Origin of the sequence: Novosphingobium pentaromativorans US6-1, from assembly GCF_000767465.1 — a bacterium.
GTDB classification, from domain to species: Bacteria; Pseudomonadota; Alphaproteobacteria; order Sphingomonadales; family Sphingomonadaceae; genus Novosphingobium; species Novosphingobium pentaromativorans.
Genome location: NZ_CP009291.1, coordinates 881,601 through 897,411 on the forward strand (window position 1 = coordinate 881,601; position 15,811 = coordinate 897,411).

Annotated in this window: 14 protein-coding genes and 1 pseudogene; 7 read left to right on the forward strand and 8 right to left on the reverse strand. The window is 60.1% G+C overall.

The features are described from left to right. Window positions 1–98: 98 nt before the first annotated feature. On the reverse strand, window positions 99–1,187 hold the full coding sequence (locus JI59_RS04015; protein WP_038575487.1) for an IS5 family transposase: 1,089 nt from the start codon (window positions 1,185–1,187) through the stop codon (window positions 99–101). 292 nt (window positions 1,188–1,479) lie between these two features. On the opposite strand from JI59_RS04015, the gene tnpA reads away from it, so the two are divergent. The 3 genes from tnpA to tnpC (JI59_RS04030) all read left to right on the forward strand — a co-directional run bounded on the left by tnpA (window position 1,480) and on the right by tnpC (JI59_RS04030) (window position 3,712). Then, window positions 1,480–1,887 carry an IS66-like element accessory protein TnpA gene (gene tnpA / locus JI59_RS04020; protein ID WP_081474076.1) on the forward strand — a complete coding sequence of 136 codons (408 nt, stop codon included), beginning with the start codon at window positions 1,480–1,482 and terminating at the stop codon, window positions 1,885–1,887. Continuing rightward, window positions 1,884–2,237, forward strand: coding sequence for an IS66 family insertion sequence element accessory protein TnpB (gene tnpB, locus JI59_RS04025; protein WP_007015336.1), 354 nt, complete (start codon window positions 1,884–1,886; stop codon window positions 2,235–2,237). Before tnpA ends, tnpB (JI59_RS04025) begins: the two co-directional genes overlap by 4 nt. A 68-nt stretch (window positions 2,238–2,305) precedes the next feature. Beyond that, entirely contained in the window at window positions 2,306–3,712 is a 1,407-nt protein-coding gene (gene tnpC, locus JI59_RS04030; RefSeq protein WP_203226078.1) for an IS66 family transposase, read from the forward strand. A gap of 25 nt (window positions 3,713–3,737) precedes the next feature. On the opposite strand, the gene JI59_RS04035 is transcribed toward tnpC (JI59_RS04030), so the two are convergent. Genes JI59_RS04035 through JI59_RS04045 form a run of 3 tightly spaced genes read right to left on the reverse strand, consistent with a single transcriptional unit; the run spans window position 3,738 to window position 6,935 of the window. Then, entirely contained in the window at window positions 3,738–4,745 is a 1,008-nt protein-coding gene (locus tag JI59_RS04035; RefSeq protein WP_037467462.1) for a site-specific integrase, read from the reverse strand. After that, entirely contained in the window at window positions 4,738–5,694 is a 957-nt protein-coding gene (locus tag JI59_RS27955) for a tyrosine-type recombinase/integrase (RefSeq protein WP_007015333.1), read from the reverse strand. The genes JI59_RS04035 and JI59_RS27955 overlap by 8 nt, the downstream gene beginning before the upstream one ends. Beyond that, entirely contained in the window at window positions 5,691–6,935 is a 1,245-nt protein-coding gene (locus JI59_RS04045; RefSeq protein ID WP_037467461.1) for a site-specific integrase, read from the reverse strand. The genes JI59_RS27955 and JI59_RS04045 overlap by 4 nt, the downstream gene beginning before the upstream one ends. Window positions 6,936–7,105: 170 nt before the next feature. On the opposite strand from JI59_RS04045, the pseudogene JI59_RS26025 reads away from it, so the two are divergent. The 4 genes and pseudogenes from JI59_RS26025 to tnpC (JI59_RS04065) all read left to right on the forward strand — a co-directional run. Next, a pseudogene (locus JI59_RS26025) lies at window positions 7,106–7,351 on the forward strand (transposase domain-containing protein); the annotation flags it as partial. 105 nt (window positions 7,352–7,456) lie between these two features. Next, window positions 7,457–7,921 (forward strand): transposase, encoded by a 465-nt coding sequence (locus JI59_RS04055; RefSeq protein ID WP_038575490.1) that lies wholly within the window; start codon window positions 7,457–7,459, stop codon window positions 7,919–7,921. Next, on the forward strand, window positions 7,921–8,274 hold the full coding sequence (gene tnpB / locus JI59_RS04060) for an IS66 family insertion sequence element accessory protein TnpB (RefSeq protein WP_038575492.1): 354 nt from the start codon (window positions 7,921–7,923) through the stop codon (window positions 8,272–8,274). Before JI59_RS04055 ends, tnpB (JI59_RS04060) begins: the two co-directional genes overlap by 1 nt. 66 nt (window positions 8,275–8,340) lie before the next feature. Beyond that, entirely contained in the window at window positions 8,341–9,897 is a 1,557-nt protein-coding gene (gene tnpC / locus JI59_RS04065) for an IS66 family transposase (RefSeq protein ID WP_007015340.1), read from the forward strand. A gap of 476 nt (window positions 9,898–10,373) precedes the next feature. Here the strand turns inward: tnpC (JI59_RS04065) and JI59_RS04070 are convergent, their stop codons facing one another. The 4 genes from JI59_RS04070 to JI59_RS04085 form a co-directional block, all read right to left on the reverse strand. Beyond that, complete coding sequence (locus tag JI59_RS04070) at window positions 10,374–11,819, reverse strand: NAD-dependent succinate-semialdehyde dehydrogenase (protein ID WP_007015341.1); 1,446 nt, start codon at window positions 11,817–11,819, stop codon at window positions 10,374–10,376. A gap of 27 nt (window positions 11,820–11,846) precedes the next feature. Further along, window positions 11,847–13,304 (reverse strand): aldehyde dehydrogenase family protein, encoded by a 1,458-nt coding sequence (locus tag JI59_RS04075; RefSeq protein WP_007015342.1) that lies wholly within the window; start codon window positions 13,302–13,304, stop codon window positions 11,847–11,849. A gap of 109 nt (window positions 13,305–13,413) precedes the next feature. Beyond that, on the reverse strand, window positions 13,414–14,298 hold the full coding sequence (locus JI59_RS26030) for a VOC family protein (RefSeq protein WP_160289715.1): 885 nt from the start codon (window positions 14,296–14,298) through the stop codon (window positions 13,414–13,416). Window positions 14,299–14,553: 255 nt separating this feature from the next. Further along, window positions 14,554–15,783: a dienelactone hydrolase family protein gene (locus JI59_RS04085; RefSeq protein WP_202946109.1), complete on the reverse strand. Its 1,230-nt coding sequence runs from the start codon at window positions 15,781–15,783 to the stop codon at window positions 14,554–14,556. Window positions 15,784–15,811 lie beyond the last annotated feature (28 nt).

The window sequence follows — 15,811 nt, forward strand, 5'->3', positions numbered from 1 at the left end:
GGCGACGTGATGGCGCGCGGGGGCATGGTGCGCCCCTGTTTCGGCCTCTTGATCTGCTGATTTTCCGTCGGAACCGGTCTTAGGAGCCGGTTTTTGCGTCATGCGGGCGCAGTACGCCCCTCGAGCCAGGCGAGGCGTTGGAAGTTATAAGCCAGGTTCGCCATCCCGATCTTGATGCGGGCGCGGGCGATGCCGATGGTGCGCACGATGAGCCCCATGCGGTGCTTTTGGCCAGCGAACACGTGCTCGACCGCGGAGCGCACGGCGGACTGCTTTGCATTGGCGCGCGCGATGTGCTCGGGCATCGGCCGACGCGGCGGTTTCTTCTGGTGGATATGGCTGGTGAACATGCCCTTGGCGAGGAATGCCTCGTTCTTCTTCGACCGGTAGGCCGTATCGGCCCAGATGCCCGATCCGGTATTGTCCTTACTGACCACGTCGGGCAGCCGGGCGCCATCGTGGGCATTGGCTGCGCTTGCATCCCATGTGCGGATGATGCCATGGACCCGGTCGATGCCGATGTGATTTTTGTAGCCGAACATCGGGATGGCAAGGTCGACCCGCTTGAACGCCTTGGGATCGGCGCCTTCCTTTACCTTGGCCTTGCTGTACTTGACGCTCCAGCGTGCATCGCGGTCCTTCTGCCTAAGCCTCGCGGGCCTGGCCTGCCAGGCTTCAGGAACGCGCCCCTCCTTGATCGCGGCTTTCTCCGCTTCGGTGTTCCGTTGTTTGGGCGCGGGTACGACTGTGGCGTCGATGATCTGCCCGCCCATGGCGAGATAGCCCCGGTCGGTGAGTGCGGCATCGAAGCGGGCGAACAGCCGGTCAATCGCCTTGGCCTTGACCAGCCTCTCGCGGAAGAGCCAGACTGTAGTCGCGTCGGGCACCGTGCCGTCGAGCCCGAGCCCCAGGAACCGCTGGAATGACAGGCGATCCTTGATCTGGAACTCGGTGGCCTCGTCAGACAGCGAGTAGAGCGCCTGCAGCACCAGGATCTTGAACATCAGCACCGGGTCGAATGGCGGGCGTCCGCCCTTACCACGAACGCTCCGCCGGAGCGCCGCGACCAGCGGTCCACGGAAAACCTCGAAGTCGACGACAGCCGCGAGCCGCTCGAGCGGATCACCCGCTGCGCTCAGCGCCTCGTACCTGTCCGAAAGATCAAAGAAACCCGCCTGTCCTAACATCACCACCTCCGCTGCAACGCAAAGGCAGTGAATCACGCAGCGACCGCAAACGCTACCAGTTTTTCGAGGCGTCCAACTGTCCCGCCTTGGCGGCTATCTCGCGAGGTCGTCCGACCCACCGCCTGGTAACACCGTCGTCTGGCGCGGCCTACGGCGCCTCGTCGATATCCAGATCGGCGCGGAACTCGCGACTTATGGGTAATCGCAAGGTAAGCGGTAAAACCTCCCCACATTTCCGAGATTTTTGAACGCGCTATGTTGCCGCCGATTTTGGCTCGGGGTGTAACTAGCGATGAGCGATGTAACGACGTTCGAAAGTTCGTTCGAAAGTAGCGGTGGCAGGGGGCCGCAGCGGATGGAGGTGATCCCTGCCGGCCGCGAGCGGCGGGCGTGGACGCCGGAGGCCAAGGCCCGGATCATCGCGGAATCGATGCAGGTGCGCGCCAATGTGGCGGAGATCGCGCGGCGCAACGACATGCTACCGCAGCAGCTCTATGCCTGGCGGCGCGAGGCGCGCGAGCGGATGGAGAGCGCCGACGCACCGGCGTTCGTGCCGGCGGTGGTCGAGGAGCCGAGGCCATTGCAGGGATCGTGCGCGGAAATCCGCATCAATGTGCGGGGCATGACGATCCGCGTACCCGAGGGGGTCAGTGCCGATCATATCGAGCGGGTGCTGCTGGCGGTGCAGGTGACGGCATGATCATCCCGCCAGGACCGCTCAAGGTGCTGGTTGCGGTCAAGCCGGTCGACTTCCGAAAGGGCATGGTGGGGCTCGCCTCGCTGGTGCAGAACGAGCTCAAGCGCGACCCGTTCTCGGGGATCATGTTCGTGTTCCGCTGCAAGCGGGCGGATCGGATCAAGCTGCTGTTGTGGGATGGCACCGGCCTGGTGCTGGTGACCAAGCGGCTGCAGGATGGGACGTTCCGCTGGCCGCGGTTCGGCGAAGGGGTGATGAACCTGACGGCGGCGCAGGCGGGAGCCCTGATCGAGGGGCTGGACTGGTCGCGCGTGCATGCTCCGAGGGTGGCTCGGCCGGTGCTGGCGCTGTAGGTCGCACGCCTGAATCGCCCTGCCGAACCGCGCTTGAAAAGGCCCCGCAATCTGCTGCAATCCGCGCCGTGACGGGGGTCTTGGAACATCTGCCCGACGACGTCGGGACGCTGAAAGCGATGATCATCGCCGAGCGTGTTCGTTCCGCCAAACTCCAGCATCTGCTCGACGTCCTGAACCGCATGCACTTCGGCAAGCGCTCGGAAAAGATGGCGGCCGACCAGCTCGCGCTGGCGTTCGAGGACACCGACATCGCCATGGGCGAGGTCGAAGCTATCCAGGAGCAAAGCGCCGATACGATTGCGGCGGTGAGCGCTGTGCCCGCGAGAAAGGGTCCAGCGGATGCGCCTCGTGCGTCGTTGCCAGCGCACCTGCCGCGCCATGAGATCGAGATCGCGCCCGAGGCCTGCTCCTGCGCAAGTTGCGGCGGCGCGCTGCATCGGATCGGCGAGGATCGGGCCGAGCGGCTCGACATCGTGCCGGCGCAGTACCGCGTGCTGGTGACGGTGCGGCCGAAGATGGGCTGCCGCGCCTGCGGCGATGGGATCGCGCAGGCACGGGCGCCGAAGCACATCGTTCCGGGCGGCCTGCCCAGCGAAGCGCTGCTCGCCGACGTGCTGGTCAAGAAGTACGCCGATCACCTACCGCTCTACCGGCAGGCGCAGATCATGGCCCGCCAGGGCGTGGAGATCGATCGCGCCACACTGGCGAACTGGGTGGGCCGGGCTGCGGGCTACCTCAAGCCGATCGTCGAGCTGCAGAAGCAGCGCCTGCTCGCCAGCGCCCGGCTGTTCGTCGACGAGACCACCGCCAAGGTGCTGACGCCAGGCACGGGTAAGACCAGGACCGGTTACCTCTGGGCCATGGTCGGCGACGAGCGGCCTTATGGCGGGGCTGACCCACCCGCCATCGTCTACACCTACATGCCCGGCCGCGGCGGCATGTGGGCGGCGAAGCTGCTCGGCGACTATCGCGGCATCCTGCAGGTCGACGGCTATGAGGCCTATGGCCAGTTCGGCAAGGCGGGCCGCCCGGGCGGACCTGCGACGCTCGCCTACTGCTGGGCGCATGTGCGCCGCGGCTTCTTCGATGCGGCCAAGGGCGATGCCGCGCCGATCGCGCAGGAAGCGCTCGCCCGGATCGCCGTGCTCTACGAGATCGAGCGCGAGATACATGGTCGCTCGCCCGAGGAGCGCGTCGCTATCCGCCAGGCGCGCGGCGCGCCGGTGATCGAGGCGTTGCATGGCTGGCTCGAGGAAAAGCGCCGCCGCATGTTCAGCGGCTCGCCGACGCTCAAGGCGATCAACTATGCGCTGGGCCACTGGGCCGGGCTGACCCGTTACCTGGACGACGGCCGGATCGACATCGACAACAATCCGGTCGAGCGCTCCATGCGGCCGATCGCGCTGCAAAGGAATTATGCGAAGCGCCGGATTATGCGCAGGTGCCAACGGCGGGGCCAGTTGTTGCACTAGACCCGCAGCCATAAACTTCACATAATCACAGCGACTGCAGGAAGCTCATCAGATTGTCCGAGGCTCGGAAGCGGCCCGGCGCGGCGGCGCTTGGTTGCAGCTTCATCAGAGCCTGTTCCTTCATCGCGAGATCGGCTTCGACGTACATATGCGTCGTGGCCGTATCTTCATGACCGAGCCACAGGGCGATGACGGTGATATCGACGCCCGATTGAAGCAGGTGCATCGCTGTTGTGTGCCGAACCGTATGGGGTGTGATCGGGCGGTCAAGGAGACTTGGATTCTTGCGACCTGCGGTCACAACGGCAAGGTTCAAGCGCTGAGTGAGGTTCGAGCGGGTCATGCGGCCGCCGCTTCGGTTCGGAAACAGGAAACTATCCCCAGAGGGATCGCCGATCTGGCGGCGCCAGGACCTGATGAGCGCGGCAGTCAGACGCCAGAGCGGCACGCTGCGTTCTTTGCGGCCCTTGCCACGCAGATGCACGGCGGGCTGACCTTCAAGCACAACGTCCCGGCACCGCATGCCGATCATCTCGGAAACGCGGGCGCCCGTGTTGTACATCATGCTGAACAAGGCGCGGTCGCGGTGTCCAGCCCAGCTAAGCCGGTCAGGTGCGTCGAGAATGGCGCTGATCTCGGGCCGTGACAAAAACCCGACCATTGATCGATCAAATCGCTTGAAGGGGATTGCCAGCGCCCGTTCTATCGTTGCTAGCGACGCAAGGTCGTGATGCGATGCATATTTAAGGAACGTCCTGATCGCGGCGAGACGTGCGTTGCGGCTTCGAACGCTGTTGCCTCGATCCTTCTCGAGATGGTCGAGAAAGGCGAGCAACAACGGCGCGTCGAGATCGGGCAACGTGATAGCGCTGGGCGTTCGATGGAGTGCCACGGCCGCGTAGTTGAGGAGCAGGCGCAAGGTATCCCGATATGCCGCTACGGTCTGAGCGCTGACCGCGCGCTGCTCACCGAGATGATCCAGAAAGAAGCGCTGGACGAGCGTCGGCAATGTTGGAGGGGTACGGTCAGTCATGAACCGCCTCCCCGAAAGCAAAACTCTCGAAGCGGTTGCCTGCGGTGGCCATCAAATCCGGGATGCCGGTCAAATACCAGTAGGTGTCTGACACCTTTGCATGACCGACGTAGGTTGAGAGGGCCGCGATCGCATTGTCGATATCGACACCCTCAGCTTGCCACCGTTGAATGCGCCTGCAGATAAATGTGTGCCGGAGGTCATGGATGCGAACGTTGCGATAGGCACCGCGGGCAACGATGGCGGCTTCGTCGCGCAACTTCTGGAATGTCCAATGTACCGCACGCTTTTTTAGCGATCGTGATGGGGTCGAGACGAAAAATGGATCCTCAGCCACGCGTGGCAGGAAGCGGTCCCGCATGCCAAGATAGTCGGCGAGCGCAACGGCGACGGTGGCGTGGAGCGGCACATGCCGCGATTTGCTGAACTTCGTCATCCGGACCGTCAAACATCGACTTCCGAGGTCCACATCGGCGCAGCGCAGCTTGATCGCTTCGGAAACGCGCAGGCCGGTTGCGGCAATCAGTCCATAAAAGGCTTCGAACGCAGCAGGCCGCAGGCCACCTTCTGGGTCGAGGCGACGTGCCGCTGCAAGCAACGCCGAGATCTCGTCCTCAGTGTAGATATGGGGCGTGGCCCTGCGCTGGGACCTGCCGAATATCTGGGCCTGCGGGAACTCAGTGGCCGGATCTTCCCGCAGAAGGTAGGCGGCGAAAGGCCGAAGTATGTCGAGCCGGCGCGCCCACGCTCGCGGTTCACTGCCTCGCGCATGCCCCTTTGCCCACTCAATGGCTAGGTCCGATGTCAGCGAACCCTGGTGGCCAGAACTATCGAAGAAACTGCCGAAGGATCGAAGCTGGCTGGCGTTCGGCCCATCTCCACGGAAGCCCAGCGATGTACGCTCGGCAAGGTAGGCCTCTACCTGCGCTGTCATGGTAATCGACATCATGAGGCCCTCCCTGGCCAGGGCATGGCCACGGCCGACAGCCGACGGAGATCGATCTTGGTGTAAATCTTCGACGTGTCGAGGCTACGGTGACGCAGGATATCGGCGATGTGCTTCATGGGCGTGCCGTCGCTGAGCAGGCGGCTCGCGATGCTGTGACGAAGGATGTGGGGATCAGTCCGATCCAATCCGCATCGTGCGAAAGCCGCGATCACCGCATGCTTGGCGACGCCCGCCCTGATCGGGACGTCATACGGCGCTACATGGCGAACGAAAATCGCACGGTTACTGGTCTTCGGCCGCTCATGGCGCAAATAGTCTGCGATGGCGTCGCCGGTGGCCACCGGCAATGGAAGGCTGTCGGTGAAATGCGTCTTGGTCCTGGCTATACGAATGATCCCGTTGCGCCAATCGACGTCGTCGAGGCGAAGTTTTACGACCTCGGAACATCGTAGCCCGAGATCGGTGACGCATCTGACCATTGCGTAAGCGCGCCGCCGTGAGGGCAGATGATCGTCGAATGACGCGAGAACCTCGTCAATCTGGGTTGGCGACAACACGTCGGGCAACTCCGCCAGGCGCCAATGCGCGGCCCGCGGAATCGCCTGCAAGAGCCGACCGACATCATCGCCCAACATCTTGCGAAACTTGAAATAACATCCAACTGTGCCGCCAGCGACACGCACGGCGCCACTACTCCAACAACGGCCTTCGCCGATGACAAAGCGCCGGACGACTGCCGGGTCGAGCTTCTCAGGATCAATCTCGCCATCACCGAACCGCTCAAGGAGCAGCCGGCGAATGATATGGATCCGCTGCCGCCGCGTTGTGTCCGCCAGGCCACCGACATCGCGCATGTAGCGATCGAAGGCCGCCAGTTCACCATCGAGCCAGCCCCTCTGTTCGATCGCCGCAATCCGCCTTTGGGCACGAAGCACACGCAGAAGGTGCCGGATAGCCACGCGCAACTCGTGGTGCACCTTGCGGACCGGGTAAGGGCAATCGCAAGACGGCACATGGGTATCCAGGAACCTCCATTGCGCCGCCTCATCGATCAGCGCGATGTCCAAGCCTTCCTCGGTCGTCCACTTCGCGAAATGCGCGACGCAAGCAAAATACACTCGCACTGTGTGCGGATGATATCGGCCCGCTCGAAGATAAGAGACATACTCCTCCTCCACGGACGAAAAGACACTGTTCGTCAGCCAGCGGCGCGGACCCGGCTGCAATAGATCAGACTTCATAAAACGCTCCTCTCCAGATGGTGGTCGGAGAGGGGAGCGTATTATGTGCAGCTAAAGTTAGTCATGCTGCAACGTATGCGGCGGAAAATAGCGGACTGGGCACAACCCGCCGTTGGCACCTGCGCATAATCCGGCGCTTCGCATAATTCCGATTATGCATACCTTTCCATAACCGTAAGAACGCCCTCTTCGCCGGCCACGAGCTCGGCGCCGAGAACTGGGCGGCGATCGCCTCGCTGGTCGAGACGTGCAAGCTGGGTCGCATCAACCCGAACGCCTACCTTGCCGATGTGCTCGCTCGCATCGTCCTGCGCGGCGATGGCGACCCGCTCGACGATCTGCTGCCCGGCAACTGGGACGATACCAATGCCGCCGCACCAGCGTTCGAAACGAACAGCGTCGCCCAGGCCGCCTGAGCAAACGTAACCGTCAGCCGATGGCCGACTTTTCACCGTTGTGATCGCCCGCGATAAGTGTCCGCCTAAATTTAAGCGGACACCTAAATGGGCAAGATATTTCCAATGCAATCTGCGAGCGACGCCGAGCGGCATTATCCGCTGGCCGTCGTTGCGCAGGAGAAGAAACGCCGAATGCGCCGGTCGTGGACGATCGAGGAGAAGCTGGCGATCATTGCCGAAGTGGAAACATCCGGCGATCCGGTGGCGGTGGTGGCACGGCGCCATGACATGAATGCGAATCACCTGTTCAACTGGATCGACCGGGCCAGGGCCGGCACGCTGGATAGAAAGCGCGGTCGCAAACCAAACGGTCAGCCGAAGGAATCTCGGCGAGCTGATGCGAAGATCGATACCGAGCAGGAATTTATCGATCTCGGCGTGTTCACGCGCGAAGAAATGGCCCAGGCGCTCGGCGGCGGCGAAGAGCTGATGGAGATCGAGCTGCCTGGCGGTATCCGCATGCGCGTGCCGCTCTCGATCGAGCCTGAAGTGTTGATGCGTTCCGTCAGAGCGCTGAAAGCCGCCTGATGCTCCAGGTGGCGTCGGGAACGCGGGTATATCTGGCATGCAAGCCGGTCGATATGCGACTTGGCGCACCGGGGTTGTGTGCCGCAGTGGGCAAGCTGCTGCATGAAGACCCATTCTCTGGCTCGCTATTTCTCTTCAGGTCGAAGCGCGGAAATTATCTCAAGATGATTTACTTCGACGGTTCGGGCGTGTGCCTGTTCGCGAAGAAGATGGAGCGCCGCAAGTTCGTCTGGCCGCGCACGCTTGATGCGAAAGCACCGCTCTCTGCTGGTCAGCTCAGCCTGCTTCTGGAAGGGATCGACTGGCGCGAGACGGTCCGCCCGGAGCCGGTTGCAAAGCCAGTACTTATCTGAATATAATCAGGTAGTTAGTGCAGATATTGCTAGCGCTACTTTGCGCCTCCCGGTATAAGCTCGCCCATGTCCGACAAGGTGTTCGAAATCCCTACTGATCCCGATGCCTTGCGTGCCTTCACGCTGGCCCTGTGCGCCGAACTCAAGGCGAAGGATGTCTTCATCGACAAGCTCAAGATGCGGATCGCTGTGCTTGAGCGGACCGAGTTCGGTCGCCGGTCGGAAAAGATGAATGAGGACCTGCGGCAACTTAGGCTGCTGCTGGAAGGGGCGGAGGGCGCCCCGAGCCTGGAAACCGAAAATGGCGCGCCAACCGAGCTGTCCTCCAGCGACCATGAAACCGGCTCGCGGACGCGCAAGCCACTTGGTGAGCACCTGCCTCGCGAAACCGTCGAGCATCCGGTGACGCGTTGTCCGCATTGCGGTGGATCGCGCTTTTGTCAGCGCGGTGTCGACCGGCGCGAAGTGCTGGAATATGTGCCCGCATGCTTCAAGGTGGTTGAGCATATCCGCCCGCGAATGAGCTGCCGCTCGTGCGAGCGCATGGTGCAGATGCCGATGCCACCGCTTCCGATCGAGCGCGGTCGGCCTGGACCTGCGCTGCTCGCGCATGTGGTCGTGTCGAAATACGCCGATCATCTTCCGCTCAATCGTCAGTCGACAATTTACGCCCGCGCCGGCGTTCATCTCTCGCGCCAGGTTCTGGCGGGATGGCTGACCAAGCTCGACCAACTGTTGCAGCCGCTGGCCGATGCGATCGGCGTCCATGCACGCGGTGGCCCCGTCTTCCATATCGACGACACCAAGATGCCGATCCTCGAAAAGGGCCGTCATCGTACCCGTGAGGGTCGGTTGTGGTGCGTGGTCCGAGACGAGCGGCCCTGGTCGGGCGAAGCGGCTCCTGCGGCGTTCTACCGCCATGCCAAGGGGCGGTCGCGCGAGGATCCGGAGCGTCTCGTCGACGACTGCAGCGGCTACATGCATGCCGATGCCGATCAGCGCTTCAACCGTATCTACAACGACACGACCGACGATGAATCCCGCTTGAAGGAAGTGGCCTGCTGGGCGCATGCCCGACGGCGGTTCTACGATGCGTGGAAGGAAACCGGCAGCGATGGCGCGCACCAAGTGCTTGAACTGATGGGCAAGCTGTTCGCGCTCGAAGCCGATCATCGCGGATCTTCGCCCGAGGTGCGTCTTGCCGCGCGTCAAGCCACGGCCGTTCCGCTGCTCGAAAAGCTCAAAGCGTTCCTCACATGGGCACGCGATGCCGGCAGCACGATCATGCCGATGCACGATGCCACGCGCTACATGCTCGATCGCTGGGATGCCTTCGCCCGCTACACGACGGACGGTCGGCTCGAGATGAGCAACAATGCCGCCGAGCGCGCCATCCGCCCCACGGTCATAGGCCGCAAAAATTACATGTTCTGCGGCTCCGACGCCGGCGCCGAGCGAGCCGCCTCGTTCTACACCATCATCGAAAGTGCCAAAATGAACGGACTCGATCCCGAGGCCTACCTTGGCGACATCATCGCCCGGATCGGCGAGCATCCGATCAACCGGATCGATGAACTGCTCCCGTGGAACTGGCGGCAGACTCCGCTCCAGCAGGCCGCCTGACACCACACCCCCAAAATTAGTGACAGCTGCGATCTGCAATCAAGTGTCCGCTTCGAAAATAGGCGGACACTTATCCCACCACACACTCAATCCGAGAAGACGGTCGTCGGCTGACGGTTACGAGCAAACTACGTTCGAACCTTATTACAACGAAAATAGGCGCCAGGCCCTCGCTGCCCGACGCCTTCACGCCCCTGGTGGGGAGAAATTACCGCTTACATCGCAAGTCCCGCCGGAGGGTTACGGTTTTGTCACCGCCCTGCACAGATCTTCCACGAACGACGGGCAGCAATGGGATAGCTGCGCCTGAATATCAGAAAAATTGCCAGAAACAGTGAAATGGAGACCCAAAAGCCCTGCACTTACGCCAAGTTCGGCGCAACAGGCCCAAATCCGCTCAAATCATCAGGTTGATGGAGGTGCCCACCTGATCAAAAACGTACAAAGTCGAGCTTAACATTCCCCCTCAAAGAGGACTATAAAATACCCATGCAGAGATACTTGATTTCCATGTAATCGTCGATTCCATGGCGCGAACCTTCGCGACCAAGGCCCGATTGCTTGACGCCGCCAAACGGCGCGACTTCGGTTGAGATCAGCCCGGTGTTGATACCGACGATCCCTGCCCCCAGCGCCTCTGCCACACGCCACACCCGACCCAGGTCGCGGGCGTAGAAATAGGCGGCAAGGCCGAATTCGGTGTCATTGGCGAGCGCGATGGCCTCCGCCTCGTCCTTGAAACGGATCACACCGGCCAGCGGCCCAAAGGTCTCTTCGCGGGCGAGTTTCATGTCTGCCTTCACATTGGCGACCACGGTCGGCTCATAAAAGCTGCCGCCCAGAGTATGGCGCTTGCCGCCGGTGAGCAGCGTGGCACCGCCCGAAAGCGCGTCTTCAAGGTGCTCTTCCACCTTTTCGACCGCCGCCATGTCGATCAGCGGGCCAATCACGACGCCTTCGTCCATGCCATAACCGATCGGCATGGCCTTGGCCCGTGCGGCGAGCTTGGTGACGAATTCGTCATAGACCGCATCCTGCACATAGAAGCGGTTGGTGCAGACGCAGGTCTGGCCGCAATTGCGGAACTTGGAGACGATGGCCCCTTCGACCGCCGCCTCAACATCGGCATCGTCGAACACGATGAAGGGCGCATTTCCGCCCAGCTCCATCGAGACCTTCTTCACCGTGTCGGCGCATTCGCGCAGCAGTTGCACACCAATTTCGGTTGAGCCGGTGAAGGTCAATTTACGGACCTTGGGGTTGCGCGTTAGCTCCCCGCCGATGGCCCTGGCCGAGCCGGTTACGACGTTGAACACGCCCGCAGGCACGCCTGCTTCGTCAGCCAGCACGGCCAGAGCCAGCGCCGAATAGGGCGTTGCAGAGGCTGGCTTGAGTACCATGGTGCAGCCTGCCGCCAGTGCCGGGCCGAGCTTGCGACCGATCATCGCACTCGGGAAGTTCCAGGGGGTGATCGCCGCGACCACGCCGATGCCCTGCTTCAAGGTAACGATGCGCCGATCTGCCGCGTGAGACGGCACGACCTCGCCATAGGCGCGCTTGCCCTCTTCGGCGAACCATTCGATGAAGCTGGCGGAATAGGCGATCTCGCCCTTGGCTTCCGAAAACGGCTTACCCTGTTCGCGGCTCAGCAACTCGCCAAGGGCATCCTGATTGGCGATCATCAGATCAAAGAAGCGACGCATGATCTTCGCGCGTTCACCTGCGGTCTTCGCCCGCCAGGCCGGCAGCGCGGCCTCTGCGGCATCGATGGCGCGCTCGGTTTCCACTTGGCCCATGTTGGGGGCAGTCCCGAGCACCTTGCCCTTGCCCGGATCGCTGACGTTGATGGTAGCGCCATTATCGGCATCGCACCACTTGCCGTTGATGTAGCATTGCTGTCGTAGGAAATGTGTGTAGTCCACATCAACTCCTTTACATGTAGTTTCATTTCAATTCCGCAAGGCGATACTTATGCTTTTCTGCTCGGTATAGGAAAGCATTTCTTGAATCCCTTCGTCTCGGCCCACACCAGAATTCTTGTAACCACCGTAGTTCAGCCCCCGGTAGTGCGGGCCAACCGAGTTCACCCAGACAAACCCTGCCCTCACCCGCCGGGCCATTGCCAACGCGTCATCGATGTTGTTTGTCCAGATGGAGGCGGTCAGGCCGTACTCCACGTCATTCGCGATCCGCAAGGCCTCGTCAAAATCAGACCATTTCATGACTGACAGCACCGGGCCGAAAATCTCTTCCTGCGCAATGCACATCCCGGGCTTCACATCGCCGAATAAGGTTGGTCGTAGCCAAAAACCGCGTTTGAATTCGGGGCCTTTCGGACGTTCTCCCCCAGCAAGTAGCTTGGCACCTTCGGCTTTTGCAGTCTCGATATAGCGAAGCACCTTCTCGTATTGCCCCTGAGAATTGATCGCCCCCATTTCGCTGGCTTCATCCATCGGATTTCCCACCCGCATGGCGTCGATCCGCTCGGCCAACTGGGAAACGACCTCATTGTAAATCGATTCGTGAAGCAAAAGCCTGCTGGTCGAACCGCAGGACTGGCCCTGCCACGTAAAGTTCATGCCCTGGATCGCCGCAGTTACGATGTCTGAAACATTCACATCCGGGAAGACGATCATTGGATTCTTGCCTCCCAACTCTAGCGTGATGTTCTTTACCGCAACTTCCGCCGCCATGCGCTGTATCGCCATTCCCGTGCGGGCCGATCCAATGAAGGCGATCCGCTTCACCTGCGGGTGAACGGCCAAGGCAGCCCCCACCTGCGGCCCCAGTCCAGTTACGATGTTGAATACGCCCGGCGGCAGGGCCTGCTGGGCGATCTCAGCCAGAAGCAGGGCGGACAAGGAAGCGGTTTCGGGCGGCTTCACAACCACCGAATTGCCAGCCATCAGCGCCCCTGCCGTGTGCCCTGTGGCAAAAAGGATGGGGTGATTGAAGGGAATGATGCGACCCACTGTGCCATATGGCTCGCGAAGGGTAAGATGCAGATTGTTAGGCGTGGAGGGAACGGTTTCCCCCTTCAGTTCATAACCTAACCCGGCATAATAGTTGATTCCGCCGACACCAGTTTTTACATCGCCTCGCATCGGGGTGATCGTGTTTCCGGTATCGCGTACTTCCACTTCCAGAAGTTCGTCTGCCCGTTCCATGATAAGTTCACCGAATCTGCGCAGGGCCTCGGCACGACCGGCGACTCCGATTCCATTCCAGGCCTCCCAACTCCCTTCCGCAGCTTCGACGGCCTTTTCGACATCACGCGCTGTACCGGCAGGAAACTTTCCAATGACTTCCTCGGTAGCCGGATCAATCGAAGAGACGAACTCCCCGCTCTCACTCTCAACGAGTTCGCCACCGATTAGCATCCTTGCGGACTTGACCATGCTTTTCATAAAATCTCCGAAAATTGCTTTTCACGGAATCGCACCAATCCGATACGGAAACAAATGCACCACGGGACAGTTACTCAGTCGGCGCGCGCGGCATCTCCTCTTCCGTCAACTATTGCCTGAAGGCGTCGGGAGGTGCCCCCGCCACACCCCAGACGTCGCCTTTGTGTTCCGCCCCCCAGAACCTGGTTTCGAGGTCCTCATCGACCGGAAATTTCTGCATGTCGCCATAATATTCGACGAAGTTTCCTGCCGGATCCTGATAATAACTGAAGACATTATTCCCAGGTCCATGTCGTCCAACACCCCACGAAATTGATACACCCAGGTCCCGAAGCCTGGCAAAATTGCGCATGACATTATCAATTGAACCGACATCGAACGCGAGATGCTGAAGCCCTGCCCGTCCCGTCTTCGAGCCAACCAGCGCAAGGGAATGGTGGTCCTCGTTGCCGCATTTGAGAAAGGACATCCCCAAATGCGTCCTGTCGGTCACTGAAAAACCAAGCAAGCCATAGAATGCCTCAGAAACTGATGAGTCCGGAGTCCACAGCACGACATGCCCAATGTTCTGCGGAGCCAGACTGTCGGCAACTGCCTCGCAGGGCCGATCAGGACGCGTCGGCACGACAAGTCGGATCTGCCGGCCATCGGGATCGGTAGTTACAAGCCCGTACGCCTCGCCTGGTGCCAAATCAGCTTCGCTCAAAGCATACACTACGTGGCTAGACGTTTCGATCTTGCGCTCAAGGCTCAGAAGATCTTCACGAGTAGCGACAGTGAGGCTAATATTTACGATCCCCGGTTCGCCGCTGCTCAGGAGGAGGTTATCGTGATCGGCGCAAGCCGTCCGGAAGGCGTGAGAATCATCCCGTTCCCCCATATCCTCCAGCAGCCAGACATCACGATAGAACGCAATGGCCTCGGCATAACAAGGTACCCGCAGCGCTATGCTGTGGATGCCTGTCACGCGGGGGCGGGGCGCGATTGAACTCATTTTCAGACACTCCATTAATGCAGCACTTCAATTGGCAAAAAAATCAAAAAGTAATACCAAGCTTGATTGACTGGAAACCTTGCGCCTACCAAATTGAGCTCGATATCCCGTGCCGGATTGAATAAAAAAACGATCAAGCTGCCGCTGCCTCACCGAAACTGACGCAACGGCTCTACCCAATGCCCCATGATGTCAGATCATGGGATCCAAGGTAATCACACTCAAATAGATTCATAATAGTAAACCTCAGCACAATCATATCGGCTTTCCTTCACTTGTTGCCCAGATATCCATCATCAAATCGTTAGGCCTGATGTTCTTGTCGAGAAGCTTGTCGGCAATTTCCGAGCCCATGATTGGAAGACCATTCTTCTCAAGCAAGCCGGCCTGAACAAGAACCGATGCCTGGTCCCAATAAATATGTTCATTGTATACCTTGCCCCCCTTGAAGGAGACTATAGCAACCATGGGAACCTTCATGTATCTACCGGTCGGTTCAATACCAGGAAGAAGATAAGGTATCTCCCGGTCATGGGTAAAACACATGATCATCTCATCGACGACACGGTTTACGCCCACGGTCCTGGAAATCGATATCATCCTCGTATCTTCGGGATGAACATCAACAAAGTGGTACTTGTAGAATCTCAAAAGCATATCGTGACCAACACCCCCCGTAAGAGTGGGAGCGATGTTGACGTAGGGATTGTCGACCATGGTCTTGAGAGTCTCAGCCGCATCCTTGGTCACGAACTCATGATAAAGATGGGTCTCCCAGATGCCCTCGATATCGAATTTCGGACCAATCGCCGAACGAATGGTCGTTAACGCTCTTGTAAACGCCAATTCTGCGGCACCCGGATCGTAAAACGCCCGATCATCATTAGCGAAGCCATGCCCCACATTTGGATACATTCGAAGAGACATGTTGCCCCGGTGCCCATCGACAAAGGCTTGCATCGCCTCGAATTCAGGCTGGCAATGCTCGTCTTCGGTCCCATAGTGGAAGCTGATCGGGATTTTCACCTTTTCCATTTCGTCCAGATGATTGGCAATACCCACGCCGTAATAGCTGACCGCACAATCGATATCCGTTCTCGCCGCAGTCAGTGCGGCCAGTGTCCCGCCAAGACAGAAACCGACCACGCCGACCCCACCGACATGCTGTGACATCTTCCGCATGGTGCCAATGGTTGCTTCGATGTCCTTTATCGCAAGATCAGCATCGAATTTCTGATATAACTCCATTGCGCGATCAAACTCGGCGTCGCTCAATTCGACGCCAGGCTGAATTCGCCAGTACAGATCCGGAACGAGGACGACATAGCCGTCCTCGGCAAACCTATCGGCCATTCGCCGCATATGTGATGTTACGCCAAAGGCTTCATGCAGAAGGACCAGTCCTGGGCCGGTCTGATCAGGCGGCAAGGCGACATAAGCGTTGAACCTGCCGCCGTCAGCTGCTTGGATTGCTAAATTCTTCATGTGCATCTTACTCCTGCTCCCGTTGAGG

Excerpts from the sequence above, each read along its gene's own strand:
- JI59_RS04015 (WP_038575487.1), bottom strand. The coding sequence starts at position 1,187 with ATGTTAGGACAGGCGGGTTTCTTTGATCTTTCGGACAGGTACGAGGCG.
- tnpA (WP_081474076.1), top strand. The coding sequence starts at position 1,480 with ATGAGCGATGTAACGACGTTCGAAAGTTCGTTCGAAAGTAGCGGTGGC.
- tnpB (WP_007015336.1), top strand. The coding sequence starts at position 1,884 with ATGATCATCCCGCCAGGACCGCTCAAGGTGCTGGTTGCGGTCAAGCCG.
- JI59_RS04035 (WP_037467462.1), bottom strand. The coding sequence starts at position 4,745 with ATGACTGACCGTACCCCTCCAACATTGCCGACGCTCGTCCAGCGCTTC.
- JI59_RS27955 (WP_007015333.1), bottom strand. The coding sequence starts at position 5,694 with ATGATGTCGATTACCATGACAGCGCAGGTAGAGGCCTACCTTGCCGAG.
- JI59_RS04045 (WP_037467461.1), bottom strand. The coding sequence starts at position 6,935 with ATGAAGTCTGATCTATTGCAGCCGGGTCCGCGCCGCTGGCTGACGAAC.
- JI59_RS04055 (WP_038575490.1), top strand. The coding sequence starts at position 7,457 with ATGCAATCTGCGAGCGACGCCGAGCGGCATTATCCGCTGGCCGTCGTT.
- tnpB (WP_038575492.1), top strand. The coding sequence starts at position 7,921 with ATGCTCCAGGTGGCGTCGGGAACGCGGGTATATCTGGCATGCAAGCCG.
- tnpC (WP_007015340.1), top strand. The coding sequence starts at position 8,341 with ATGTCCGACAAGGTGTTCGAAATCCCTACTGATCCCGATGCCTTGCGT.
- JI59_RS04075 (WP_007015342.1), bottom strand. The coding sequence starts at position 13,304 with ATGAAAAGCATGGTCAAGTCCGCAAGGATGCTAATCGGTGGCGAACTC.
- JI59_RS26030 (WP_160289715.1), bottom strand. The coding sequence starts at position 14,298 with ATGAGTTCAATCGCGCCCCGCCCCCGCGTGACAGGCATCCACAGCATA.
- JI59_RS04085 (WP_202946109.1), bottom strand. The coding sequence starts at position 15,783 with ATGAAGAATTTAGCAATCCAAGCAGCTGACGGCGGCAGGTTCAACGCT.